Origin of the sequence: Pseudomonas sp. NPDC087598 (genome assembly GCF_044743525.1) — a bacterium.
In the GTDB taxonomy this organism is placed as follows: domain Bacteria; phylum Pseudomonadota; class Gammaproteobacteria; order Pseudomonadales; family Pseudomonadaceae; genus Aquipseudomonas.
In genome coordinates this window covers 262,088-285,309 of sequence record NZ_JBIUWQ010000001.1, presented here as the reverse complement: position 1 = coordinate 285,309, position 23,222 = coordinate 262,088, and the positions used below count along the sequence as shown (strand labels likewise).

Here is a 23,222-nt window from a genome sequence, read left to right as displayed (position 1 = left end):
CTGACGATGTGACTATGCAATCGCCGCAGAATCACCTCTGGCGATTATTAAACAATTTAATATTTGCATATGCTTAAAATGTATTTCTCTTATTAAAGAGTGCCCCCTAGGATGGCGTAGCATAGACCCAAGTGACTGAACAAGTCGCTGGGCTATAACCGAATGCACTATCTATCCGCCAGGCAGGGAGCGCTTGAATGCCGTTGACCAGAAGACAATTGATCGCCCGCGTGGCCGCCGCCGGCGGCCTTCAGGCGGCCTCCGCGGTGATGGGCATGCTCGGTGTGACCGACACGGCGCAGGCCGCTGCGGAGAACTATGCCGCGTTGCCCACCGCCCGTGTGGGTCAAGGTGCCAGCGTGGTGGTGATTGGTGCCGGCATCGGTGGTCTGGTCAGCGCCTATGAACTGCAAAAGGCTGGTTTCAACGTCACGCTGCTGGAGGCTCGTGATCGGGTCGGCGGGCGCAACTGGACGGTACGCGGGGGTGATCGTGTCGAGTACACCGACGGCAGCGTGCAGGTCGCGGAATTCGACAACGGCTTCTACCTCAACGCCGGCCCCGGTCGCCTGCCTAGCCATCATCAGTTGATGCTCGGCTACTGCCGCGAGCTCGGGGTGGAGCTGGAAGTGTTGGTCAACACCAGCCGCAACGCACTGGTGCGGCCCGACCTGAATCAACCGGCGATCCAGATTCGCCAGGCCGTGAACGACAGCCGTGGGCACTTCTCCGAGCTGCTGGCCAAAGCGGTCAATCGCCACGCGCTGGATCAGGAACTCAGCCTCGAAGACCGCAGCAACTTGCTGAGTTTCCTCAAGACCTGGGGCGACCTCTCGGACAAACTCGAGTACGTCGGTTCTGCTCGCTCCGGGTACAAGGTATGGCCGGGCGCCGGTGATCAACTCGCACAGAAAAAAGATCCGCTGCCGTTGCAGACTTTGCTCAACCCGGCGTTGACCACCGCATTGATGATTGATGAGTACCCGGAATTTTCGCCGACCATGTTTCAACCGGTGGGCGGTATGGACCGCATTCCCAAGGCATTCGCCCGGCACCTGAAAGCAGCGCTGCGCCTGAACGCCGAAGTGCGCTCGATCACGAATCACCCGGACTTCGTCGAGGTCGCTTATCTGGACCGACACAGTGGCCACGAACAAAAAATTCGCGCTGATTACCTGATCAGCGCGTTGCCGCTGCCACTGCTGGCGAAGATCGACAGCAACCTCGCTGCACCGGTCCGCCAAGCCATCGCCACCGTGCAGTTCGGCTACGCCAACAAAGTCGCCTGGCAGTCGCGGCGCTTCTGGGAAAGCGACTATCAGATTTACGGGGGTCTATCGTTTATAAATCAGGAGGCCTCGGGCCTGTGGTACCCCAGCGGTGGTTTCAACCAAGCGCAAGGGGTGTTGGTGGCGGCTTATAACAATGGCGAAACGGCGCGCAAGTTCGGCGAGAAAAGCCTCAATCAGCAGATAGCGATTTCCCGTCAGGCCGTTGAATTGCTGCACCCCGGCCACGGCCATGAACTGCGCAAACCCTTGGCCATTGCCTGGGCGAAAATTCCGTACAACCTCGGTCCGTGGATCAATCACGAAGTGGCCGAACCCGATTACAGCTTGCTCAACCAGCCGCAGGGTCGGGTGTACCTGACCAGTGACGGCCTGGCGCACAGCGGCGTGGGGATCTGGCAGGAAGCGGCGGCCGGCGCGGCGCGGCGTGTAGTGCGCAATCTTTTCGAGCGGGCGCAAAGCTCGCCTATCAAGCAAACGGCCTGAAAAAGCCGCGCTTTCATTCAAACAGCCACACACGATTTGCCAGGTAGCGGACCTCCGAGGCTGGCATTAAATAACCTTGGAGTGTCTTTGCATGTCTTTGAAAAAAACCTTGTTGGGGATGGGGATCCTCTTTGCGGCCGGCAACACCTTGGCCGCTTCGATTTCGCGGGTGCCGTCGACGTACCCCAACTCGCCGATTCTGCAATCGGTAACTCTCGCCGCGAATACCGAGGTCACGTATCTCTCGGGCCTGCTGCCCGATCCGGTCGATCCCAAAGCCCCGAAAGATCAGGTGCGTGCCGTCGGCAATACCGAAGCGCAGACCCGCGTGGTGCTGCGCAAGGTCGAAAGCATTCTGGCGAGCCAGGGTTTGAAACTGGCCGACGTGGTGCAACTGCGGATCTATCTGGTGGGCGACCCGGCGTTGGGCGGCAAGCTGGATTTCGACGGGCTGCAAGTGGCCTTCCGCGAGTTTTTCGGTAGCGAACAACAGCCGCTGAAACCCGCGCGAACCACCGTGCAAGTGGCCGGGCTGGTGTTGCCCGGCGCCTTGATCGAAGTCGAAACCGTTGCCGCCAGGTCGCAATGAGCGTCGTCAGAAAAGGATCTTTGTCATGCGTTCAACTTTGCATAAAACCCTGTTCGGTGCTGCGCCCCTGAGCTTCGGCCTGCTCGGCATGGCAGTGCCCCCCGAACTGTTCGCCGCCGATGAAACCCTGGGCACCGTGGTGGTCACCGGGGTCCGCGGCAGTCAGCCGCGCACCGTCACCAATAGCCCGGCGCCGATCGATGTGATCGACAGCGAACAGCTGCGCACTATCGGCCAGAATGGTCTGAAAGAAATGCTCGGGCGCCTGCTGCCCTCGTTCAACGTACCGACCATCAACGGCGGCGGTACCGCGTTCCTGGTGCGCGGGGTGAGCATGCGTGGCCTCAGCGGTGATCAGGTGCTGGTGCTGATCAACGGCAAGCGCCGTCACAACTCGGCGCTGATCAACAACGGCGCCCGCGTCGGTAACGCCTCGGTGCCGGTTGATTTGGACCTGATTCCCACGGCGTCCATCGAGCGCATTGAAGTGCTGCGTGACGGCGCGGCGGCGCAGTACGGCTCCGATGCCATCGCCGGGGTGATCAATATCATCCTCAAGCGCAATGCCGAAGGCCTGACGTCCGACACCAGTGTCGGCCAGTACTACGACGGCGATGGCACCACCGGCCACGAAGCGTTCAACTGGGGTTCGGCGCTGGGTGAGAACGGCGGCTTTTTCAACCTGTCGTGGGACGGCAAACTGCAAGAGCCTTACGAGCGCTCCAGCGCTGCCACCGGCCAGTTGTATTTCAATCAGCCGAACGGCACACCCGACCCACGTGAAAGCAATCGCCAAGGCTGGGGCACCGAGTACGGGCTCGGCCGCGATCGCACCACCAGCGTCGCCTATAACGCCGAGTTGCCGTTGCAGGACGATCTGAAGCTGTATTCGTTTTCGACCTTGAGCTACCGCAACAGCAACAAGGACCTGGGGCACCGCAAACCCACCGACATCACCAGCCTCAACGGTGTGCCGGATGCGCCGTACCCCAACGGCGGGCAGGCGCGACGGGAGATTCACGAGGTGGACTTTCAGGTGGCCGGTGGCGCCAAGGGCGCGCTGGGCAACTGGGATTGGGATCTGTCGAGTACCTACGGCAAAGATCGCGCGGTGCTCGACACCGACAACAACCTGAACATTTCCAACGGCCCTTACGGCCAGCACGACTTTCACCTGGGCAATCTGATTTTCGATCAGTGGACCAACAACCTCGACTTCACCCAAGCGCTGGATATCGGCTGGAGCAGCCCGCTGGAGACCTCGTTTGGCGTCGAATATCGATGGGAGAAGTACGCGCTGGAGGAGGGCGAACCGAACGCCTACAACTACGGCAGTTATGTGCCGGCAGTCGGCCGATTCGCCGGCGTGCGTCCGGACCCGGGCCTGTTTTCGGTAAACGGCACAACACCGGATGATGCTTATGACTTGCAGCGTCACAGCGAAGCGGCCTATCTGGACTTCGGTCTGAACATCACACCCAACTGGTACGTTGGCGCGGCCGGGCGCTATGAAAAGTACAACCTTGGCGTGGGCGACACCACCAGCGGCAAGCTGACCACGCGTTACGAGTTCCTGCCGGGTTATGCAGTGCGGGCCGCGGTCAGCAATGGCTTCCGCGCACCGTCGCTGGCGCAAAGTGTGTTCTCCACCACCAGCACCGTGACCCAGTTCGGCGCCAACGGCACCACCAGCTCAGTGCGCACCAAGCAAATGCGTCCGGATTCGCCGGAAGCGATTGCCCTGGGCGCCGAAGACCTGGAACCGGAAACCTCGCGTAACTACAGCCTGGGCTTTACGGCGGAACCGGCAGAACGCCTGCGTTTTACCGCTGACTTTTACCTGATCGACATCGATAAACGCATTCTGCAGACCGGTTTGCTGCAAGGAGCCGCCGTCTCGCAGATCCTCGTCGAAAACGGACTGGCACCGAATCTCGCCGGCCAGTATTACACCAACGCCGCCGACACCCGCACCAAAGGCGTGGACCTGGTGGCCGATTACAGCCAGTCGTTTGGTGAGTACGGCACGGCGAAATGGAGCATCGCCTACAACCACAACAAAACCACGATCCGTGACCTGGCCGATACCCCGGCAGCCTTGGCGCATTTGGGTTCCAGCTACCTGTTGTTCGACCGCCAGCAACAAATCGACCTGACCAAGTCGACGCCCAAAGACAAGTGGATTCTGTCGACCAACTACAAGGTCGGCGACTGGACCACCAACCTGCAACTGACGCGGTTCGGCGAGTACACCGAAGGCTCGAACATCCCGGCCAACGATCGTACTTACAGCGCCAAGTGGATCACCGATATCGACGTGGCCTACGACGTCACCAAGAACCTCACCGTGGCATTGGGTGCCAACAACCTGTTCGATGAATACCCGGACAAGATCGGCCTCAAGGCCTGGGCCGGCACCTACGAATACGGGATGTTCTCGCCGTACGGTCTGGGCGGCGGGTATTACTACAGCCGCGTCAGCCTGGCGTTCTGACCGATGAGCCAACGCACATCCGCTGGCAACGACCGTTTCACTGACGATGTTGGCGGCGCAAGCCAAATCCGTGGACGCCTGCTTGCTGGAGACAAGGCCCGTAACGCGGTTGCAAAACTTGGCGGGCTGTTGATGCTGGTGCTCATGATTTCGGACCTGAGCACCCCGGCCGTGGCCGACGACACCTTGCGTGTTTCCAGCCAAAAGCAGTCGCTGAAAATCTTGCTGCAAGCGGCCGGTGAGCTGGAGAATCTGCCTTACCCGATTGAGTTCGCCTCGTTCGCCGCCGCCGCGCCCACCGCCGAAGCATTGGCGGCCGGCGCGGTAGACTTCGGCAGCCTCGGGGACGCGCCGTTCGTGTTTGCGGCGGCGGCCGGAGCACCGATCAAAACGGTCGGGGTGATCAAGGTCAACGTGACGCAAACCGCGGTGGCGATTGTGGTCAATCAGAACTCGCCGCTGACGGACGCCGCGAGCCTGAAGGGCCAGCGCATTACCACCACCCGTGGCTCCATCGGGCATTTCATGGCACTGGCGGCGCTACGTTCGGCGGGGCTGCACGGCCGTGATGCGCAGTTCATTTTTTTGCAACCCGGCGAGTCCCGCAGCTTGCTGGCCAACGGTCAGGCAGACGCCTGGGCGACCTGGGATCCTTACACCAGCATGGTGCAAATGGAAGGCGGCACGCGGGTGCTGGTCAGTGGCGAAGGGCTGTTTGCCGGGCATATGTTGTTGGTCGCCAATGACAACGCCATCCGTGACAAATCCCTGCAAATTCGTGACCTGCTCAAACGGCTTGATCGCGCCTATGCCTGGGCTAACCAGCATCAGGAGGCGTTCTCGAAAGTCCAGGCGGGCTACAGCGGTTTGCCGGTGGAAATCCACGAACGCTCCAATCGCTTCGCCGTACCGCACCGTATTCCGGTTGCGCCAGCAGTCGTTGAAGACGTGCAACACACCGCCGATCTTTATCGAGAGGAGGGCATTATCCAGAACTCATTTAATGCGCCGGCTTACTTTGATGAACAATTTAACGACGTGACAAATTGATGACTACTTGAAGGAAGGTGATCAATTAGAGAGTTCGAATAATGTGCGTTACTTAGTTTAATTATCAGTATTTTTAATAATCTCTATCGCGATCCGTCAATGATCGATGCCGGGCGCTATTTGCCTGATTTTTGATACATTTTTTAGTTGGGTAGTTAGAGATAAACGATATTTCACAAGCCTCAGGCAATTACCTAAGGTTGCCTTGAAATAATTTGAAAGGTTTGCCCGGTCTGTCCCGTCGTTACTTCCAGGGAATGAGGAAGCTTGAATGTTTACAGTTATTACTGCCGACCAACTTGAAGCACGGCATATTCTTGATGTCGTGGAAAAACGCTCTTACGGCGTGCAACTAAAAGGCTTTTGTCCACCGGACACCTTGCAGGTCGCACGCGATCATTTATTCCGCCCCGAATTGCGCAGCGCTTTTACCGAGCAGCAGGAATTTGTTCGGATCGGCAAGGCCTACATCGAAATCCAGGATGAGCAGAGCCGTGCCGACTATCACGCTCAGGCCCACGCCAACATCCGCCGGATTCGCAACTTGTTCCGGCCACTGGCTTCACCGATCGACGAACTGCGTTTGCTGCTCGATGAAGTCTGGCCCCACGGTGCGCACCTGTTGCAAGTGGATGGGCAAAAGTGCTTCGTCGGCATCGCCCGCTTCCAGGGCAGCGGCGTCGACCTGACGCCACACACTGACAATCTGGAACGCAATGCCCCTCAAGGGCACCACCCGAAATTGCTCACGCAGTTGTCGACCAACATCTATCTGGAAATCCCCGAGGACGGTGGCGAACTCGAGATCTGGGGCATCGAGCCGGACGAGGAAGAATACCAGCGCCTGCGTGGCGACCGCGCCTACGGCATCGAACGACATTTGCTACCGCCACCGGACTTTGTGATCAAGCCCGAGTCTGGCGACCTGATCCTGCTCAACCCGCGGCTGATCCATGCGGTGCGCCCTTCAGCGAGCAGCACCCGCGTGACACTCGGCGTCTTTATCGGTTTTTACGGCGAACACCAGCCTTTGGCCTACTGGAGCTAACTCATGAGCAACGCACAGGAAATCAACCTCAAGGCCTATTTCAACAAGGGTGGCGAAGAGCACGAATTTGAAGGTAAGCGGGTGGTGTTGGCGGTCAGCGTTGGCCAGGAGTATCACGAAGACCAAAAGCTGCGCTCGACCATCCACTTGATCAATCAGTCGGGCTTCAGCCACGTCAAAGTCGTGGTCGCCGACACCTTGCAGCGCCATAACAAGCACGGCAAATCCCCCGGCGAAGCGCTGTCGGCATCCATCCGCGACGGCGACGCCTGGCTGGCACGCAATCAGCAGATTCTCGATGGTTTGCGCGTGCCCTATCACATCACCCGCTGGAACCAGGAACTGGCAAGCGACCATTACGCCGAACTGCGCCAGCAGCTCAATGTGATCTACCACGAGCGTCATGAGCTGCGCGAAGCGATCGAAAGCACCATCGCGGTGTTTACCGACCGTTTGCGATTGCGTGACGAACACGCCGACATCACGCGTGCCGCCAATCAGTGCCGCGAATACATCCTCGAAGAAATCCCGATCATTTTGCCGCTATGGGCCGCCGAGGGTTACGACTACGTACTGTATCCGCAGCAGATGACTGCTGCGATGGCCACCAGCCGTGACCTGCTGATCGAGCCTCACAGCCCGGACCGGGTGCGCTGGTTGCCGCTGAAATTCAAGAAACGCGGGATCCCGATTCCCTTCACGCTGCCTGGGGCAATTCACCCGAACTGGTCGAGTGGCGCGATCGCGATTTGAAGACAACGGCGCAGCGAGAGCTCCTGCCGTAGTGCATCACCGTACCGCTGTTTTTATTCAATTGAACAAGGAGTTTCCATGAGCGTTTTTGCGCAACAGCAACGCAAATGGTGGGCATTGCTCGGAGTGAGCATTGCCAGTTTTCTGGGCTGTGTCGATTTCACTATCGTCAACACCGCACTGCCGGCGTTGCAGCAGGATCTGGGGGCGGAAGTCGACAGTTTGCAGTGGGTCATCAACGGTTTCATTCTGGCGCTGTCGAGTTTTATGGTGCTGGTCGGGCGGCTGGCGGATGTGCATGGGCGCAAACGCGTGCTGTTCATCGGCCTGAGTGTATTTGGCCTGGCTTCGTTGGCGGCCGGCCTGGTCGGCAACATCGACCAGTTGATCGCCGCGCGAATCGTGCAAGGCCTGGCATGTGCGGTGCTCTACACCGCGTCCGGCGCCATTGTTTCCAGCACATTCGACAGCGCCGAACAAGGCAAGGCGTTCGGTGTGCTGTTCGGCGTCAATGGCGTCGGGCTGGCCATAGGGCCGGTGTTGGGCGGAGTGATTACCAGCGCGTTCGGCTGGCAATGGATCTTCCTGATCAACGTGCCGTTGGTGCTGCTCAGCCTGGCGATTTGCAGCGTCAGCGTCGATGAGTCCCGGGCTGAGCAGACAGGCACCCGGCTTGATTGGCTGGGGGCGACTTTGTTGCTGGTCGGGTTGCCAAGCCTGGTGCTGGTGATCGTGCAAGGCGCAGCGTGGGGTTGGCGTTCGCCGGTGACGCTGAGCTTGATCAGTCTGGCGGTGCTGGCGCTCTGGGCGTTCATCGAGGTGGAGAAACGTGTCGCGGCGCCGATCATCGACTTGCGGTTATTCGCCAACCGGCGCTTCGTGGCTGCAGTGACCGCCAGTTTCGGCCTGGCGCTGTTTTACTGCGTAGCGTTTTTTGTCATGCCGCTTTACCTGGCGTTGATTCGCGGCGAAAACGTTCAGGCCAGCGGTCTGTTGCTGTTGCCGACCACACTTGGGGTCGCGGTATTGTCACCGCTTGTGGGGCGGTTGGTGGATCGCAAGGGGCCGGCGTTGCTGATCAAGACCGGGTTACTGCTGTTTGTGGTGTCGGCGTTGTTGCAGGCTGGCTTTGATCGCCAGACGTCTCTGGCCTATGTCCTGGCCGCGTTCGTGGTCATGGGCCTGGGCTGGGCGAGCATTCTCGGGCCGTCGACGGTGTTGGGGATTTCGTCGGTGCCGCAGCAGGTCGGTTCGGTAGCCATGGGGTCGCTGATGACGTTGCACAACGTGGGTGGCGGTCTCGGGTTGGCGGTCGGCGTCGGGATCTATCATCATTTTTCCGCACTGCCGCTGGATGATATGCAGGGCGCGTTCCTCAATGGCTATCGTGCGGTGATGGTGTTTCTAGCGGTGGCCAGCCTCAGTGTCTTGGCCTCGGTGGCGTGGTTGCTGCGCGGGGCAAAAACGGCGCAGGCACTCGCCGGAGAAGGGCCGGGTCGTGGCTGAACGTCCGGGGCAAATACGCCTTGGGGCCTTTCTGTCCGGCTCCGGCGCGCACGGTGGCAGTTGGCGTCACCCACAGGCTGATGCCGATGCTTCGGTGAATTTTCAGCGCTATCGGCACTACGCGCAAACGCTGGAACGAGGCTGCTTCGATGCGTTGTTTCTCAATGACAATGTTGCGGTGGGCAACCTCGATCCACGGGTGCTGAGCCGCACGTCTTACAGTTTGCGCTGGGATCCGTTGACGCTACTGCCGGCGCTAGCGGTGTTGACCGAACACATCGGCCTGATCGCCACCGTCAATACGTCGTACAACGAGCCCTATAACGTCGCGCGCAAGTTCGCTTCACTCGATCACCTGAGCGGTGGTCGTGCCGGATGGAACCTGGTAACCGGTTTGATTGGCGGCGAAAACTTCAATCATGCCCAGCCCTTGGCACACGCTGATCGTTATGCCCGGGCCGAAGAGTTTTTCGACGTGGTAACCGGGCTCTGGGACAGTTGGGCCGATGATGCGTTTGTGCGTGACAAGGTCACAGGCACCTGGCTCGATACCGAGAAAATGCACGTGCTTGAACATCACGGCCAACACTTCCAGGTTCACGGTCCGTTGAACGCGCCGCGCCCCCTGCAAGGTTGGCCGCTGATCGCTCAGGCCGGCTCGTCTGGCTCGGGTCGAGAGCTGGCGGCGCGCAGCGCTGAACTGGTGTTCACCGCCCAGCAAACCCTGGAGGAGGGCAAGGCATTTTACGCCGGCCTCAAGGAACGTTTGCCGCGCTATGGGCGAGACGTCGGGCAGCTGAAGATCTTTCCGGGCATTGCGCCGACCGTCGGCCGAACCCTCAACGAGGCCGAAGAAAAGTACCAACAGTTGCAAGAGCTACTCGACCCAGAAGTGATGCTCAGGGGCTTGTCCTGGCTGCTAGACCTTGGCATTGATCTGTCGGCCTTGCCATTGCACGCCATGGTGCCGTTGCCGGAATATCTCGCACCGACGCAACGGCACCAGAGCCGGCAGCAGCTGGTGGTCGATCTGATCCGTCGCGAGCGTCCGACAGTCGCGCAACTGCTGCGTAGCCTGTCGGCCAGTGGGCATAAGGTTCAGGTCGGCACGCCGGCGCAGATCGTCGACGAACTGACCACCTGGTATGAAGAATATGCAGCGGATGGCTTCAATGTGCTGTTCACTCATCTGCCGGGTGCCATCGATGATTTTGTTGATCTGGTGGTGCCTGAATTGCAACGGCGCGGGCTATTCCGCACGCAGTACGAAGGCCGCAGCCTGCGGGAAAACCTCGGGCTGCAACGGGTGGGAAACCGCTTCTTCGAGAGCGGGCAAAATGGCTAAACCGGTAATACCACCGAGCAATAGTCTGCCGCGCTACCTTGGGCAGCTATTCGCGGGGGGCAGGGGGGGGAGGTATCGAATATTACCCCGGAAACTTCCGACAAGGACCGCATAGATGTGCTTTTCTATAACTCAACTAAATAGCCGTTTAGTCGAGTTAGCACGAATTTAGGCGCATATTCGAAGGAGAAGGCACTATGATTAGGTTTGGCGCGAAGGCTCGGGGCGTAATTGAAACATTGAATCTGGAACCTCACCTCGAAGGTGGTTATTTCCGTAGAACCTAGCAGGCAGATCATCGCGACCCATTCGAAACCCCCAGCGGCCCACGGTATCTGATGACCTCGATTTACTATCTTCTGGATCAGCAATCACCGGTGGGCCAGTTTCATTTCAATCGATCCGACATCCTGCATTATTTCCACATGGGCGACGCCATTGAGTACAGCCTGATCCATGCGGATGGTTCGCTGCAGACATTGGTGATGGGCAGCGACATTTTGGCAGGACAGCTTTTGCAATTACACGTACCGGGTGGAATCTGGAAAGCTTCGCGGTTGCTCGACGGCGAGAACGGATTTGGGCTGATCAGTGAAGCCGTTTCGCCAGGATTTGATTTTGCCGATATCGACATGGCTGGTCGGCAGAAACTCACGCAGCAATTTCCACAGCATCGAGCGCTGATTGAAAAGCTGACGCGTAGTGAGGGTTGAGCGGCGTCGAAATCAAGGAGACGCCGTAGATCGGATTCAGGGCGACTCTGAAGGTTGAAATCCACTGGGCAAACGGGCCAATCCTGAAATACCTTGTTACGTGTAATGTATATTATGTTAAATCATGTATTACGCTACGCACGCTCACAGCAACACCTGACTCCACCTCGACAATCACCGCAGCACTGTGACCCCCACTGATTAATCGGAAACGTGGACGACTTAATCGGAAAGCATTCCACGCCAACCAGTTAGGTTGCACAACTGACGTACTATCTCAACCCGGCTGCGCCTTTTCTGTCAGTACTAAATTGGAAAAAACCGCTCTGTAGCCGCTGAAGTACAAATATACTCAGCGATGTGCTAATGGGTTCAAGGTTCTCTGGACTACGCCTGCGAGCCATCCGCCTCACTCGATACGCGCAAAGCCATGAGCTCAGCCTCTGCGGTGGTGAGTTTGTGTGCCAGATCCACCTCCCTTAGCTTCGCGGCTGCGAATTGCGACTGACTAATATAGATAATAGGAAAGCCTTATGATCGACCAAGATGGTTACCTCACTTTCCCCCTCTATCACGGGACGTCGACACTTTTCCGAGACTCCATTGAAAAGCAGGGGCTTGGTGCGGTACGCGATCCCTCATTGTTCGACTTCGAAATTCTGGAGCAGCTTGCAAAACTGCTTGATGCACAGAAGAGTAAGAGTACCTGGTGGCAAATGAATGATTTTATCGTCAAGGCGATGATTGATCAGAACGTAACTGGTGGTGGATTCAACTTCAGGTATGGCGGAGTTTACCTTTCTGCTTCTCGGCAGACGGCCCAAATGTATGCAAGAAGCCCTAAAGGCTCTGAGATAATCTCGCATATTTTTTGGGCATATGAAGAACTTAAATCGGTGGATCCTGATGCCGCAAGCCAATTGCTCCATTGCGCGCACCCGCTAACAAAACTTTTCGAAAAGCCTTCAATGCCAATGCTAATCACAATAAGTAAAGTCAAGGCCAACTTACTCACAACTGAGCACGGCAAGGCTATCGACGAGCAGCTAGCAGAAATGAAAAACCTTCGAGAAGCGAGAGATCCTCTTCTCATCGACGTTATCTGGCAGCAGCGAAATTTTACCTTCGATGGGACACTCAAACCGCATACATTGATGTTCGAGGAGCTGTGACCTAAGGCAAGCGGTGCCCGTCACAAGCACCTTATAGATCTCTCTCACCACCTGCGCGGTTGCCTCTTCAACTGTCCCTTCGTTGCGGCATAAAACCCAGCCGTGATCTGCAACCGCTTGCTCGAACTTCTCGGTACACGTTACGTGCTCCGCATACTTCTGGATCACAGTGCCGCCCAGTCCTCGCGATCGCGTCGTTGCCCGCGCCCATGAAATATCCGGCGCAGTGACAACGCCGACATGCAAGTCTGGCACTTGTACGTCTCGATCCATGTTCAACTGGAGAATCTCGGCAAACGGCACGGTATGGCGGAATGCGGCGTCCGACGGATACCAGCGATCGATCAGGATGATGCTGCCCGGTGGCTGTTCAGTCAGCACATGTCGGGAAATCCAGCTACGGCTTTCAGCAAAAGCCTGGCACACAGACCACTCAAGTTCCCTGGAAGGATTCCTGGCAAGGGCGTTAACCAGGGCCATGGTTTCACCCCTGTAGGGATCTCTTTTTCGCTCGCAAAGTCGGATAACTTTTTGGTTGTCGGCCCTCAGTGCTTTGGTAACGGCCTCCAACAGCGTGGTTTTACCGGTGCCCTTGGGCCCATCCAGAGAAACGAACATTGGACGATTCATTGTTCACATACGATAGATATACAGTTTCTGGCTCTGCAGGTTCGCTGGAACCGCTTGGTGCAACTGCGCGAAAACAGACATGGATGAACACTCTAACCTCATTTTTGGAATTCCATTAGCACATCCACCCCCGGCTTGCACTCCGTTCCCAAAGCGACTTTAGACGCTGAAGAGGCGTTCGGATCCAGGCGGCCACCCTCCTCCAGTCAATCTACGACAACGTGTTGGCCAAGATGAGATCAGACCTGGTCACGCTATTCGCGTACGTCTGCGGCTTCCACGCTCAAAGGGCAGCGCTGCTCCAGCACTGGCGATGTCCCACGCATCACGGGGTTCGTCCAGATCACGATTGAGGGTTTCTGGTGTTTTGAATGTGCTGTAAAGAGTGATCAGTGTCAGCAACGTCAGGTAGCAGGCAATTGGCATCCAGGCACCGACACCTGCACTGGCGTCGCCGTCGTGGCTCGCCACTACCAGGGCAATGATGCCGGCACCGATCATTGGCGCAATGCCACCGGCGATCACTGCCGACGCTTCCCGGGCAATCGACACACCCATGTAACGGTGGCGGGAGCCGAACAGCTCAGGCAATAGCGCCGCCTGAGTACCGAACATTCCCCAGGTGCCGATACCCAGAGCGATCGAGATGGCAATGATGCTCGCCACCACATTGCCGAGGCTGAGTACCCACCACACCGGAAACGCCAGTGCCAACTGCACCAGCGCGAAGGCCCGATAGACCACGACTCGCCCAAATCGATCGCTGAGCTTGCCGGCAATCGGTACGGTCAGCGCGCCGAGGCTGGCCGCGCAGATCAGGGTCAGCACACCCACCGGCCCTTGCAGACCGACCACGCCCACGATGTAGCTCACCGCCAGGGCCTGGTAGATCGAGGAACCACCGTTTTCCCCCAGACGCAGTCCGATGCCGATCAACAAGGTCGGTCTGGAGTGTTTCATCGCGCTCTTCAGCGGGTTCTCGCATACGCGCTTGAGCGCTTTGAGGCGGATGAAGGTCGGCGATTCCTTGAGTGACAGACGCATGTACAGGCCCAATGCAACGATCACCACGCTGCTGAAAAACGGCAACCGCCACAGCCCGCTTTCGATCACGTTGTCATTGCCGCTGACCACCAGAAAATACACCAACGCTGCGAGGATGGTGCCCAACTGGATGCCGAGGAAAGGCAGCGCAGCGTAAAAACCGCGCCGGCCCTCAGGAGCGTACTCGGTCATCATCACCGCCGCGCCGGCCTGTTCGGCACCCGCGCCCAACCCTTGCAGCAAACGCAGAATCACCAGCAGCACCGGCGCGAGGTAGCCGACTTGATGGAAGCTTGGCAGCGCACCGATGAGCGTGCTGGAAATACCCATCAACAGCACCGTCGACGCCAGCACGAACTTTCTCCCGACGCGATCACCGATCATGCCAAACAGGACCCCGCCGAGCGGCCGTATCGCGAAGCCCAGAAAGTAGGTGCCGAAACTGGCGATCAGGCTCATGGCGCGGGTCTGTTCAGGAAAGAACAGTGGCCCGAAAATCAGCGCCGAAGCCAGGGTGTAAAGCGCAAAGTCGTAGTACTCCAGGGCACTGCCCAAGGAGCAGGCCCAAGCGGCGCGGTGCAAGTCTTTCTTGTGCACTTGCACCTCGGCGATCGAGGCGTTATCGGTTGCTGAATGATCGTGAGTCATGGGGTACCTCCAGGTGCCTTTACGGCATCTTGTTATTGACCGGTCGGTGGATTGCTTAGAGCTTCAAGCGCTGTATTTCCTCGAGCATGGCCTGCTCCATGATGTCGATGGGCGCCTCTTTTCCGGTGTACAACTCGATTTGCCGACAGGCCTGATGCACCAACATGCGGGTGCCAGGCACGGTGCGGCACCCCAGCGTTTTGGCTTGCAGCAGCAACGCGGTCTGCACCGGCATGAATGCCACGTCCATGACGATCAGGTGGCGGGCCAGTCGGCCGTCCAGCGGGTTGCTGTCTGGTTGTTTGAAGCCAACGGAAGTGGCATTGATGACGATATCGAAAGTCTCGGCCGTGAACGCCTCGACGCTGCCGCCCCACCGCGCACCGAGATCCTCGGCGAGGACCGTGCCGCGTTCGACACTGCGGTTGAATACCGTGACCTCAGCCGTCGCTTGCAAGCAACCGAAAACCACCGCACGGGCTGCGCCGCCGGCACCGATCACGGCAACGCGTTTGCCTTGCAGGTCGGTGACCTCCTCCAGCGCGCGTATCGCGCCCATGTAGTCGGTGTTATAGCCGGTGAGTACGCCGTCGACATTGTTGATGGTGTTGACCGCGCCAATCACCTGCGCCGACTCGTCGATCCTGTCCAGACAAGGCATGACTGCGGTTTTGTAGGGCATCGAAACGTTCATTCCGCGCACGCCCAGCGCACGAATGGCCGCCACCGCAGCAACAGGATCCTCGACGCCAAAACAGACAAAGGTGTAGTCAAGGCCAAGGGCTGCGTAGGCGGCATTGTGGATCTTTGCCGAGAGCGAAAACGGCGAGCCCATGATGGAGCCGCAGAGGGTTGGCAGGGATTGAGGCATCGTGGAGTCCTTTGCGAGAGTTAGACGACGCTGGTCAAGCCACCATCGACGAAAAGGGTCTGACCGTTAACGAAGTCGGACGCTGACGAAGCAAGGAAAACCGCCGCGCCGCAGAGCTCCTCTACCCTGCCCCAGCGCCCGGCGGGCGTGCGCTGCACCAGCCAATCGGAGAAAGCCGGATCGGCGACCAGCGCCTGGTTCAGCTCGGTCTGGAAATAGCCGGGAGCCAAGGCGTTGATCTGCAGGCCATGGCTGGCCCAGTCGGCACACATGCCTCGGGTGAGCATGCGCACGGCGCCCTTGCTGGCGGCGTAAGGCGCAATGGAGCGTCGGGCCAGCTCGCTTTGCACGGAGCCGATGTTGATGATCTTGCCGCGCCGGCGAGCGATCATGTGGCGGGCCACAGCCCTGGACACGTTGAACACACCATCAAGGTTGGTACTCATTAGCCGGTGCCAATCCTCGGCACTGACATCCTCAAGTGCCTGACGATGCTGCAACCCGGCGTTGTTGATCAAAATCTCTATCGGGCCTGAGCGGTTTTCCAGTGCATCGACCGCCAATGCGACGGACTGGTGGTCGGTCACATCGAACACCGAGTACTCAGTCTCCAGACCTTCATCGCGCAACAACGCGCAGGTACTTTGGGCGCGTTTGGCATCGCGCCCATTAATCACCACTTGCGCGCCCGCTTGCGCCAGTCCTCGGGCCAGGGCCAGGCCAATGCCGCGTACCGAACCGGTGATCAGCGCTGTGCGCCCGTTCAGACGAAAACTGTCGATCATGCGGATATCCCTACCATTGACGAGTTGACATGGCGCCACTTTCAATCGCTATCGCCTTGTCACGCCAATCGTTTATGGTGATGTTGTGATCACCGATGGTGATCACCAGAATCTGCATGGAATCGGGAGCACAACAGTGGAACTCAAGCATCTGCGGGCTTTTGCGACCTTGGCTGAGGAACTGCACTTTGGTCGTGCGGCCGCGCGTCTGCACATTGTCCAGCCCGCCTTGAGTGCGCAGATACGAGCTCTGGAGGACGATGTCGGCGCGCAGTTATTCGAGCGTGACCGGCACCGAGTCGAGTTGACGCAGGAAGGAGTGCTGTTTCTGCCCGAGGCCTTGGCGACCTTGCGTCAGGCGGGACGCGCCCTTGAGGTGTTACAGCAAGCGGCGGCCGGAGAAGTGGGCATATTGCGTCTGGCATTTGTCTCTTCAACGTTGTCGCACTTGTTGCCGTTGCTCGTGCGTACGCTTGAGGAGCGCTACCCGCGCATCGAACTGGAGCTCAAGGACATGCCTTCGCTACCGCAGGCGCGGGCCTTGCTGGATAATGCCCTGGATTTTGGCCTGGTACGCCTGCCCTTGAATGTGTCTGGCGTGCACACCCGCATGCTCTTCGAAGAATCATTGGTGGTGGCGCTGCCGCCAGAACATCCGCTGTGCAGCCAACGTCGGATCAAACCTCAGGACTTGGCGGAGCACCCGGTATTGGTGCTGGCGCGCAAGTTCGCGCCCGGCTTGTATGACCAGATGCTCGCGGGTTTTCACCGACGCAAAGTGACGTTGACGATCGCCCGGGAAATGGGCGAATTCACTACCCAGTTGGCGTTGGTGGCTGCCGGTCTGGGCATCGGCATTTTGCCAAGCGGCGCGGCATCGGCACTGCCGGTCGGTGTAGTGATTCGACCGCTGGCGCTGCCCATGAGTGGCGCGGGCATCGGTGTGGCTTGGCTCAGTCTGGAGAATCCACGCAAGCGCGCACTGATGACGGTGCTCAGCGAACTTTATCCGCCGTCGAGTTCTCAGCTTACCTAGCGTTGCAGGTGAGGATCGAGTTTGAATCTTCACGATTACAAAGACGGCAATACAAGGCTCTGAGCAAGGATGCCTGACGGCAAATACGCTAGAATGCCGGCCTACCTCGCACAGGCGAATATCCCATGCACGCAGCGCGCCTCTCCAATTCCTATACCGTCCTGGCCATCGACGACGATCCGCAGTCGCTGATCGTGCTGTCAAAGACGCTGACCACTGAATACGAAGTGCTGCTGGCCAAGAACAGCGAACGCGGTATCGAGCTGGCTCATAGTTCCAGACCTGACCTGATCATTCTCGATATCACCATGCCAGGCATGGACGGTTTCCAGGTGCTCAGTGAGTTGAAAAACCATCCGGCCACGGCGACCATTCCGGTGATTTTCCTGACCTCGCGCAGCAGCATCGAGGACGAGCGTCTTGGCTTGCTGCTGGGCGCTGCGGACTACATCGCCAAGCCGATCTCGCCGCCAGTCGTGTTGGCCCGGGTGGCGGCGCAATTGGGGTACCGGGACAAACCGCTGCATAACCCGCAGCCGGCCGCCGAGCCGTCAGCGGGCAGCAATATGCGTGACGGTTTTATCTGTGCACTGGCGCTGCAGCTGGCGCAAAACCCACACATTCGCCTGGATGCGCTCCTCGATACCTTGACGATCCTGCTCGACAACAGCGTCGTCGAAAGCGACCCGGTGGAGTTTCGCAGCGCTGCCTGCCTGGCATTGATCGGCCTCAACCAGCCGTATGCCAGCCTCTCTCAGGCGCTCGTCAACAGCCGCTTGCTGATTGAGGAAATACTCAACCATGTCGACCCGGAAGACCGTCTGCTCAACCTGGCCTGGAGTATCAGCCACGCCAGCGCTCTGTTCGATAGTCGGGCAAGCGCTAAAGATCTTGAGTCCACGCCACTGTCGACACGCCTGTTCACCCTGGCCCTGACCTATCACTTGGCGCTTCTGCAACCCGGCATCGATCTACCTCAACGGCATGCCCACGCCTTCAGACAGATGCTCGACCACCAGGAACTGATGTCATGCCTGCCCAGTGACCAGCAGGCACTGTCAGCAGCGATGCTCACCGCCTCCTCTAACTTTCCCGGCCTCTGAGCAAACAGCGAGTATTCACTATGGCCAACCTGGAAGATCTAGAGCTGTTTGTACTCATTGCCGAGTTGGAAGGCCTGTCGGCTGCTGCTCGTGCCATGTCCATCACCCCCGCCGCTGCCAGCATGGCGCTCAAGCGTCTGGAAAATCGCCTGGGCGTGCGTTTGTTTACCCGCTCTACCCGCACTATGAAACTCACCTCCGAGGGCGCGCGCTATCTGGAAAGCGCGCAGCATGCGCTGAAGATCCTGGCCATGGGCAAGCGCTCGTTGACTCATGATGACGGCATGCTCGAACTCACCGTGTCTTCAGACCTGGGGCGCCATCTGTTGCTCGACCTGCTGGCCGAACTGAAGCAGGAGAAACCGAAACTGCACATCAAGCTGTCTCTGAGCGACAAGGAAGAAGACCTGCTCAAAGGAAAGTTCGACGCAGCCTTGCGCTTTGGCCGCAGCCTGTCATTGGATCTGGTGGAACTGCCGGTACTCAAACACCACCATTTCATTGTCTGTGCCGCCCCGGCTTATCTGGCCGCAAACCCGGCACCCGTCACACCGGCGCAACTTGGTGAACACGACTGCATCATCAGTCATAGCATCGGCCGCCCGGAATCGCGCTGGCGCTTCCATGCTCAGGGCGAGGTCGAAGAGGTGCGGGTGCAGGGCCTCTTTCACTGCGACGATGGCGATGCTGCCCGCCGTTGGGCCCTGGCCGGCCATGGCGTGATCTATCTGCCGCTGTTGACTGTCGCCGACGACTTGGCCGCCGGCCGCCTGCTGCCATTGTTGGGCGGCTGGCTAGGGGATCCAGCCCCGCTGAATCTGGTGGTGTCGCACCGTTCGCAGATCTGCGAACCGTTGCGGGCCTTGCACCGTCGACTGGTGCAAGTGTGTGAGGAGCGTGTGGCGGCCTGTCAGGCGCTCCTCACTGCAAGCGATCGGTGATCGACTGGCGGTAGTGCACCAGTAAAGCGTGAGCCTGGGCAAACTCCAGGTCATAGATCAGTTCCTGGATAACCCGCAAACCGGCGCCGTCGTCTTGCTGACACAGTCGGTCGATCAGGCTCAGGGCTTCGGCATTGTCCTCCACCAGCAAACGAGCGAGTCGATCCAGTTGCAGATCTTTTTCGTCATTTGTCAGAGGCGGGCTGACAGCCGTTGGGGGCACCGCCTGGGCCGTAAAATCGGCAAGATCAGCCAGCACCGGCCGTAGACAGTCAGCCAAGTGGTGAATCAACGACGCGGTATCATCCTCGCGCGTGCAGCCTTCTTCCAGCAATCCTGCGGCCTCTTGCAACGCCGTCGCCCCGATATGCCCGGCACACCCCCTCAGACTGTGGGCCAGACGGCCGATGGCGGTCGTGTCCAGTGCTTCATGAGCAAGCCAGAGATGCTCAAGCAGTTGCTGATTATCCGCGTAAAAAATCCTTAGTAGATGCGCGTAGAGCGCTTCGTCCTGATTGACCACCGCAAGGCCAAGGGCGGTGTTGATCGACGAGCCGTCGAGGGCCAGCAATGATTCCGGGCGGGACATTATTGCCGCCGACGGTGACTCAATGACCGACGGCAGCACCTGCAATTCCTGCGTTTTGATCCAGCACGCCAGAGTCCGGTAGAAAGCCTTGATCTCCAGCGGTTTGGTAATGCAATCGTTCATTCCGGCAGATAAGGCTCGGCCCTTCACATCCGCCAGGATGTTGGCCGTGACCGCGATGATCGGCAGCCGCTGCAAATGAGCATGAAGGCGAATCTGCCTGGCGGTTTCGTAGCCGTCCATGACGGGAAGCTGGCAGTCCATCAGCACGGCATCGAACTGTGCGTCGCGCATCAAGAGGTTAAGCGCCTCTTCCCCACTCTCCGTCATCACCACATGGACCTTGGCGTGTTGCAGTAACCCGTCCACCACTTCCTGGTTCAACAGGTTGTCTTCCACCACGAGGATTCGCGCACCGGCTAATAGCTGCGCATAGTCGCAGGTGGACATTCCCGATTCAGCGAGCGTGGTAACACCATTGGTATTACCCGCACAGCAAACGGGTCTGGGCGTCAGTTCTTTGGTCGACGCAGGGTACGCCAACTTCAACTGGGCCGTGAACTTGAACTCACTGCCCTGCCCCTCGATGCTGTTGACCCAGATATCGCCCTGCATCAGACGCACAATGCGCCTGGAAATCGTCAATCCCAGCCCCGTCCCGCCGTACCGTCTGCTGATGGATGGGTCGGCCTGGACAAAGGCGCTGAACAAGCGGATGCGCTGCTCCTCACTCATGCCCACGCCTGTGTCGGCGACGCTGAAGCACAGCATCGCGGTGTCGCTCCATTGACTCAGTTGGCGCACACCGAGGGTCACATGCCCGACGTCAGTGAACTTGATCGAGTTGTCCACCAGATTGATCAGCACCTGAGTGAGGCGAAACGGGTCGCCAATATAGACGCGACTCAAGTGTGAAGGGACATCCAGCCGCAGCTCGATATTCCGCTCACGGGCGCGCTGGCTCATGAGGCCGAGCACATCCTGAACCATCTCATGAAGATCGAAGCTGACCTGTTCGATACTTAACTTGCCGGCCTCGATCTTGGACAGGTCCAGCACGCTGTTGACTACACTCACCAACCCCTTGGCCGCGCGGTCCATCTTTTCGATGCATTGTCGTTGCGCCCTCTCCAACGGCATGTCCAGGACCAGATGCGCCATGCCGATGATGGCATTCAACGGCGTACGGATTTCATGGGACATGTTGTCGAGAAACTCTGACTTGGCTTGCGTCGCCAGCTCCGCCTCCTGGCGTGACTGCTGTACTTGCGCCTCCACTGCCTTGCGCTCGCTGATATCGAAAATAACCCCGTCCAAGTACTGCGGTGAGCCATCGCTCTGGATGATCTGGCCCTTGTCATAGACCCAACGCACTTCGTTGCTGGCCATAATGATCCGGTATTCGAGGATATAGCTGGTGCTGTCCAGGCTGCGGTTGAAAATCTCCAGGTCATCGGGGTGAACGATATCCCGATAGGCATGCCCTGACTGGAAATGGTGCGCGGGGTAGCCGCTGAGCGTTTCTATGGCATCGCTGAGAAATACCATCTCGCGCTCCCGACTGGGCAGACTGCGAAACACGACGCCGGGAATGTTCGCAATCATCGACTGCAGCTTGGTCTGACTGTCCACGATGGATCGCTGCACTTCGATTGACTTGGTGATGTCCTGCAGCACCCCGGTCACACGAATGGCCTCTCCCCGAGCGTCGCGTTCCATGACCTTGCCGATGTCCAGTACCCATAACCAGCGCCCGCTCTTGTGGCGCATCCGGTATTCGGCGCGATACTCGCCGACGCGATGATTGAGGTGGTCCATCAGCTTCGTCATGGTCGGTTCACGGTCTTCGGGATGAACCAGGCAGGTCCAGCGTTCCAGACCATTGCCGAATGTCCTATCAAGCTCCGCCTGACTGTAGCCGAGCATCCGCATCCAGACATCGTTGTTGATAATGGTGCCCAGGCTGACATTCCAGTCCCACAAGCCCAACGCGCCACTTTGCAGCGCCAGGTCCAGGCGCCGCTCACTCTGTTCGATGCGTTGCATATCACGCTTATGTTGCACAGCATCGGTCAGCCGCCGCAGGCCGGCCCACAACATCAGGAATAGCAACAGCGCACTGGCGCCTTCGATCAACAGAAACTGGCCTTCGGAAAGGACTGCATCCAGGCTGTCCAGGCTGATCACGGCCCAGGAACCATTCGGGTCGTTCCAGTCGAAACTGGCCCGGGACACGGCGTAACGCTGCCCCTCGAATGACACCACCGGTTGCCCGACATCGAAAGGCAGCCGTTCAGGCACGCCATTGGTGAATGGGTAGTTGCCAAATTGCTGGCGCACATCACCGGTAAATGTCTCAGGTGACCACGACCGGTCAGACTTGAGCAAGAGCGAAGAAAGATTGGAGGACAGCACGACCCCACCAGGCGAGAGAATCATCTGCAGATGGTGGCGTGTGGTTTTGTTCAGCTCAGCGTCCAGAACCCGCGCATCAAAACCCGCCACCACCACGCCGATAGCTTTATCCTGGCTGGTGCTGGAGGCATACACCGGCGCCGCCATATAAAACATGCGCTGGCCCAGTGTGCGGCTGATGGCACCGTAGACAGTCGGTTTGCCCTGCATCGCGGTCTTGAAATAGGGGCGAAAGCCTATGTTCAACCCATCCACCGAACGTCCGAGGCTATCGTACGCCGCCACGATCACACCCTGCTGATTGACGACATAGGCATGACCTGCGCCAACCACCATGGCGAGGCTTTTCAATGGGGTGGCGGCCTCTACTTTCAAAGCGGTCGAAGGCGCAGGCTCGCTGATCACTTGTTTAAGCGACTGCGCATGCCGCCCGAGCATCGACAGTGCGCCAATGGCGAAGCCGTCAGCGTTCCAGGCGCCAAGGCGCGCAGCATAGTCCTCAGTCATGGCCTGGGTATCGATCCGGTGACGCTGCTCGGCCTGTGCGCGGTAGAGATTGCCCAGCAGCAGCCCGCCACCGACGGAAAGGATCACGCCCAATGCGTAGCAAAACACTTTATGGCGATCAAAGAACGTCATTAATCTATGCAACATCGGATCCCCCGCTGATCACCCTGCCCGTCACTGTAACCCTCCACCACCTGCTGCGCCTCGA

17 protein-coding genes and 2 pseudogenes are annotated in these 23,222 nt (G+C 58.7%); 14 read left to right on the top strand and 5 right to left on the bottom strand.

Features of this window, described 5'->3' with window-relative positions; all coding sequences use genetic code 11:
* Positions 1 to 197 precede the first annotated feature (197 nt).
* The 10 genes and pseudogenes from ACIOWE_RS01160 (at position 198) to ACIOWE_RS01115 (ending at position 12,445) form a co-directional block, all read left to right on the top strand.
* Entirely contained in the window at positions 198 to 1,775 is a 1,578-nt protein-coding gene (locus ACIOWE_RS01160; RefSeq protein ID WP_401386266.1) for a flavin monoamine oxidase family protein, read from the top strand.
* A 91-nt stretch (positions 1,776 to 1,866) separates the two neighbouring features.
* Positions 1,867 to 2,364, top strand: a complete 498-nt coding sequence (locus ACIOWE_RS01155; protein WP_401386263.1) for a RidA family protein — start codon at positions 1,867 to 1,869, stop codon at positions 2,362 to 2,364.
* 25 nt (positions 2,365 to 2,389) lie between these two features.
* Positions 2,390 to 4,858, top strand: a complete 2,469-nt coding sequence (locus ACIOWE_RS01150) for a TonB-dependent receptor plug domain-containing protein (protein ID WP_401386260.1) — start codon at positions 2,390 to 2,392, stop codon at positions 4,856 to 4,858.
* Positions 4,859 to 4,990: 132 nt separating this feature from the next.
* On the top strand, positions 4,991 to 5,908 hold the full coding sequence (locus ACIOWE_RS01145; protein WP_401386485.1) for an aliphatic sulfonate ABC transporter substrate-binding protein: 918 nt from the start codon (positions 4,991 to 4,993) through the stop codon (positions 5,906 to 5,908).
* Positions 5,909 to 6,179: 271 nt separating this feature from the next.
* A complete protein-coding gene (locus ACIOWE_RS01140) occupies positions 6,180 to 6,956 on the top strand; it encodes a 2OG-Fe(II) oxygenase (RefSeq protein ID WP_401386257.1) in 777 nt (258 codons plus the stop codon).
* 3 nt (positions 6,957 to 6,959) lie between these two features.
* Positions 6,960 to 7,709 (top strand): tRNA-dependent cyclodipeptide synthase, encoded by a 750-nt coding sequence (locus ACIOWE_RS01135; RefSeq protein ID WP_401386255.1) that lies wholly within the window; start codon positions 6,960 to 6,962, stop codon positions 7,707 to 7,709.
* Positions 7,710 to 7,787: 78 nt separating this feature from the next.
* Positions 7,788 to 9,215: an MFS transporter gene (locus tag ACIOWE_RS01130; protein WP_401386252.1), complete on the top strand. Its 1,428-nt coding sequence runs from the start codon at positions 7,788 to 7,790 to the stop codon at positions 9,213 to 9,215.
* A complete protein-coding gene (locus tag ACIOWE_RS01125; protein WP_401386249.1) occupies positions 9,208 to 10,560 on the top strand; it encodes an LLM class flavin-dependent oxidoreductase in 1,353 nt (450 codons plus the stop codon). Before ACIOWE_RS01130 ends, ACIOWE_RS01125 begins: the two co-directional genes overlap by 8 nt.
* 197 nt (positions 10,561 to 10,757) lie before the next feature.
* Positions 10,758 to 11,273, top strand: a pseudogene (locus tag ACIOWE_RS01120) (cupin domain-containing protein).
* A 533-nt stretch (positions 11,274 to 11,806) separates the two neighbouring features.
* Positions 11,807 to 12,445 carry a hypothetical protein gene (locus tag ACIOWE_RS01115; protein ID WP_401386247.1) on the top strand — a complete coding sequence of 213 codons (639 nt, stop codon included), beginning with the start codon at positions 11,807 to 11,809 and terminating at the stop codon, positions 12,443 to 12,445.
* A gap of 24 nt (positions 12,446 to 12,469) precedes the next feature.
* Here the strand turns inward: ACIOWE_RS01115 and ACIOWE_RS01110 are convergent.
* From ACIOWE_RS01110 to ACIOWE_RS01095, 4 genes and pseudogenes are all read right to left on the bottom strand, one after another.
* A pseudogene (locus tag ACIOWE_RS01110) lies at positions 12,470 to 13,075 on the bottom strand (dTMP kinase); the annotation flags it as partial.
* Positions 13,076 to 13,324: 249 nt separating this feature from the next.
* On the bottom strand, positions 13,325 to 14,767 hold the full coding sequence (locus ACIOWE_RS01105) for an MFS transporter (protein ID WP_401386244.1): 1,443 nt from the start codon (positions 14,765 to 14,767) through the stop codon (positions 13,325 to 13,327).
* Positions 14,768 to 14,822: 55 nt separating this feature from the next.
* Positions 14,823 to 15,638, bottom strand: coding sequence for a shikimate dehydrogenase (aroE, locus tag ACIOWE_RS01100; protein ID WP_401386241.1), 816 nt, complete (start codon positions 15,636 to 15,638; stop codon positions 14,823 to 14,825).
* Between the two features lie 20 nt (positions 15,639 to 15,658).
* Positions 15,659 to 16,423 (bottom strand): SDR family oxidoreductase, encoded by a 765-nt coding sequence (locus tag ACIOWE_RS01095; RefSeq protein ID WP_401386238.1) that lies wholly within the window; start codon positions 16,421 to 16,423, stop codon positions 15,659 to 15,661.
* A 136-nt stretch (positions 16,424 to 16,559) separates the two neighbouring features.
* Here ACIOWE_RS01095 and ACIOWE_RS01090 point away from each other — a divergent pair, with 136 nt between their 5' ends.
* From ACIOWE_RS01090 to ACIOWE_RS01080, 3 genes are all read left to right on the top strand, one after another.
* On the top strand, positions 16,560 to 17,459 hold the full coding sequence (locus ACIOWE_RS01090; RefSeq protein ID WP_401386235.1) for a LysR family transcriptional regulator: 900 nt from the start codon (positions 16,560 to 16,562) through the stop codon (positions 17,457 to 17,459).
* 125 nt (positions 17,460 to 17,584) lie between these two features.
* A complete protein-coding gene (locus ACIOWE_RS01085) occupies positions 17,585 to 18,562 on the top strand; it encodes a two-component system response regulator (RefSeq protein ID WP_401386232.1) in 978 nt (325 codons plus the stop codon).
* A gap of 20 nt (positions 18,563 to 18,582) precedes the next feature.
* Positions 18,583 to 19,503 (top strand): LysR substrate-binding domain-containing protein, encoded by a 921-nt coding sequence (locus ACIOWE_RS01080; RefSeq protein WP_401386229.1) that lies wholly within the window; start codon positions 18,583 to 18,585, stop codon positions 19,501 to 19,503.
* Here ACIOWE_RS01080 and ACIOWE_RS01075 read toward each other — a convergent pair.
* Positions 19,484 to 22,945, bottom strand: a complete 3,462-nt coding sequence (locus ACIOWE_RS01075; RefSeq protein ID WP_401386226.1) for a PAS domain-containing protein — start codon at positions 22,943 to 22,945, stop codon at positions 19,484 to 19,486. The genes ACIOWE_RS01080 and ACIOWE_RS01075 overlap by 20 nt on opposite strands.
* On the opposite strand from ACIOWE_RS01075, the gene ACIOWE_RS01070 reads away from it, so the two are divergent.
* On the top strand, positions 22,931 to 23,149 hold the full coding sequence (locus ACIOWE_RS01070; protein WP_401386224.1) for a hypothetical protein: 219 nt from the start codon (positions 22,931 to 22,933) through the stop codon (positions 23,147 to 23,149). The genes ACIOWE_RS01075 and ACIOWE_RS01070 overlap by 15 nt on opposite strands.
* Positions 23,150 to 23,222 lie beyond the last annotated feature (73 nt).

What these genes read in the sequence shown, in the direction of transcription:
- ACIOWE_RS01160 (WP_401386266.1), top strand. Translation starts at nt 198, where the DNA reads ATGCCGTTGACCAGAAGACAATTGATCGCCCGCGTGGCCGCCGCCGGC.
- ACIOWE_RS01155 (WP_401386263.1), top strand. Translation starts at nt 1,867, where the DNA reads ATGTCTTTGAAAAAAACCTTGTTGGGGATGGGGATCCTCTTTGCGGCC.
- ACIOWE_RS01150 (WP_401386260.1), top strand. Translation starts at nt 2,390, where the DNA reads ATGCGTTCAACTTTGCATAAAACCCTGTTCGGTGCTGCGCCCCTGAGC.
- ACIOWE_RS01145 (WP_401386485.1), top strand. Translation starts at nt 4,991, where the DNA reads ATGCTGGTGCTCATGATTTCGGACCTGAGCACCCCGGCCGTGGCCGAC.
- ACIOWE_RS01140 (WP_401386257.1), top strand. Translation starts at nt 6,180, where the DNA reads ATGTTTACAGTTATTACTGCCGACCAACTTGAAGCACGGCATATTCTT.
- ACIOWE_RS01135 (WP_401386255.1), top strand. Translation starts at nt 6,960, where the DNA reads ATGAGCAACGCACAGGAAATCAACCTCAAGGCCTATTTCAACAAGGGT.
- ACIOWE_RS01130 (WP_401386252.1), top strand. Translation starts at nt 7,788, where the DNA reads ATGAGCGTTTTTGCGCAACAGCAACGCAAATGGTGGGCATTGCTCGGA.
- ACIOWE_RS01115 (WP_401386247.1), top strand. Translation starts at nt 11,807, where the DNA reads ATGATCGACCAAGATGGTTACCTCACTTTCCCCCTCTATCACGGGACG.
- ACIOWE_RS01105 (WP_401386244.1), bottom strand. Translation starts at nt 14,767, where the DNA reads ATGACTCACGATCATTCAGCAACCGATAACGCCTCGATCGCCGAGGTG.
- aroE (WP_401386241.1), bottom strand. Translation starts at nt 15,638, where the DNA reads ATGCCTCAATCCCTGCCAACCCTCTGCGGCTCCATCATGGGCTCGCCG.
- ACIOWE_RS01095 (WP_401386238.1), bottom strand. Translation starts at nt 16,423, where the DNA reads ATGATCGACAGTTTTCGTCTGAACGGGCGCACAGCGCTGATCACCGGT.
- ACIOWE_RS01085 (WP_401386232.1), top strand. Translation starts at nt 17,585, where the DNA reads ATGCACGCAGCGCGCCTCTCCAATTCCTATACCGTCCTGGCCATCGAC.
- ACIOWE_RS01080 (WP_401386229.1), top strand. Translation starts at nt 18,583, where the DNA reads ATGGCCAACCTGGAAGATCTAGAGCTGTTTGTACTCATTGCCGAGTTG.
- ACIOWE_RS01070 (WP_401386224.1), top strand. Translation starts at nt 22,931, where the DNA reads ATGCCGCCCGAGCATCGACAGTGCGCCAATGGCGAAGCCGTCAGCGTT.
- ACIOWE_RS01075 (WP_401386226.1), bottom strand. Translation starts at nt 22,945, where the DNA reads ATGCTCGGGCGGCATGCGCAGTCGCTTAAACAAGTGATCAGCGAGCCT.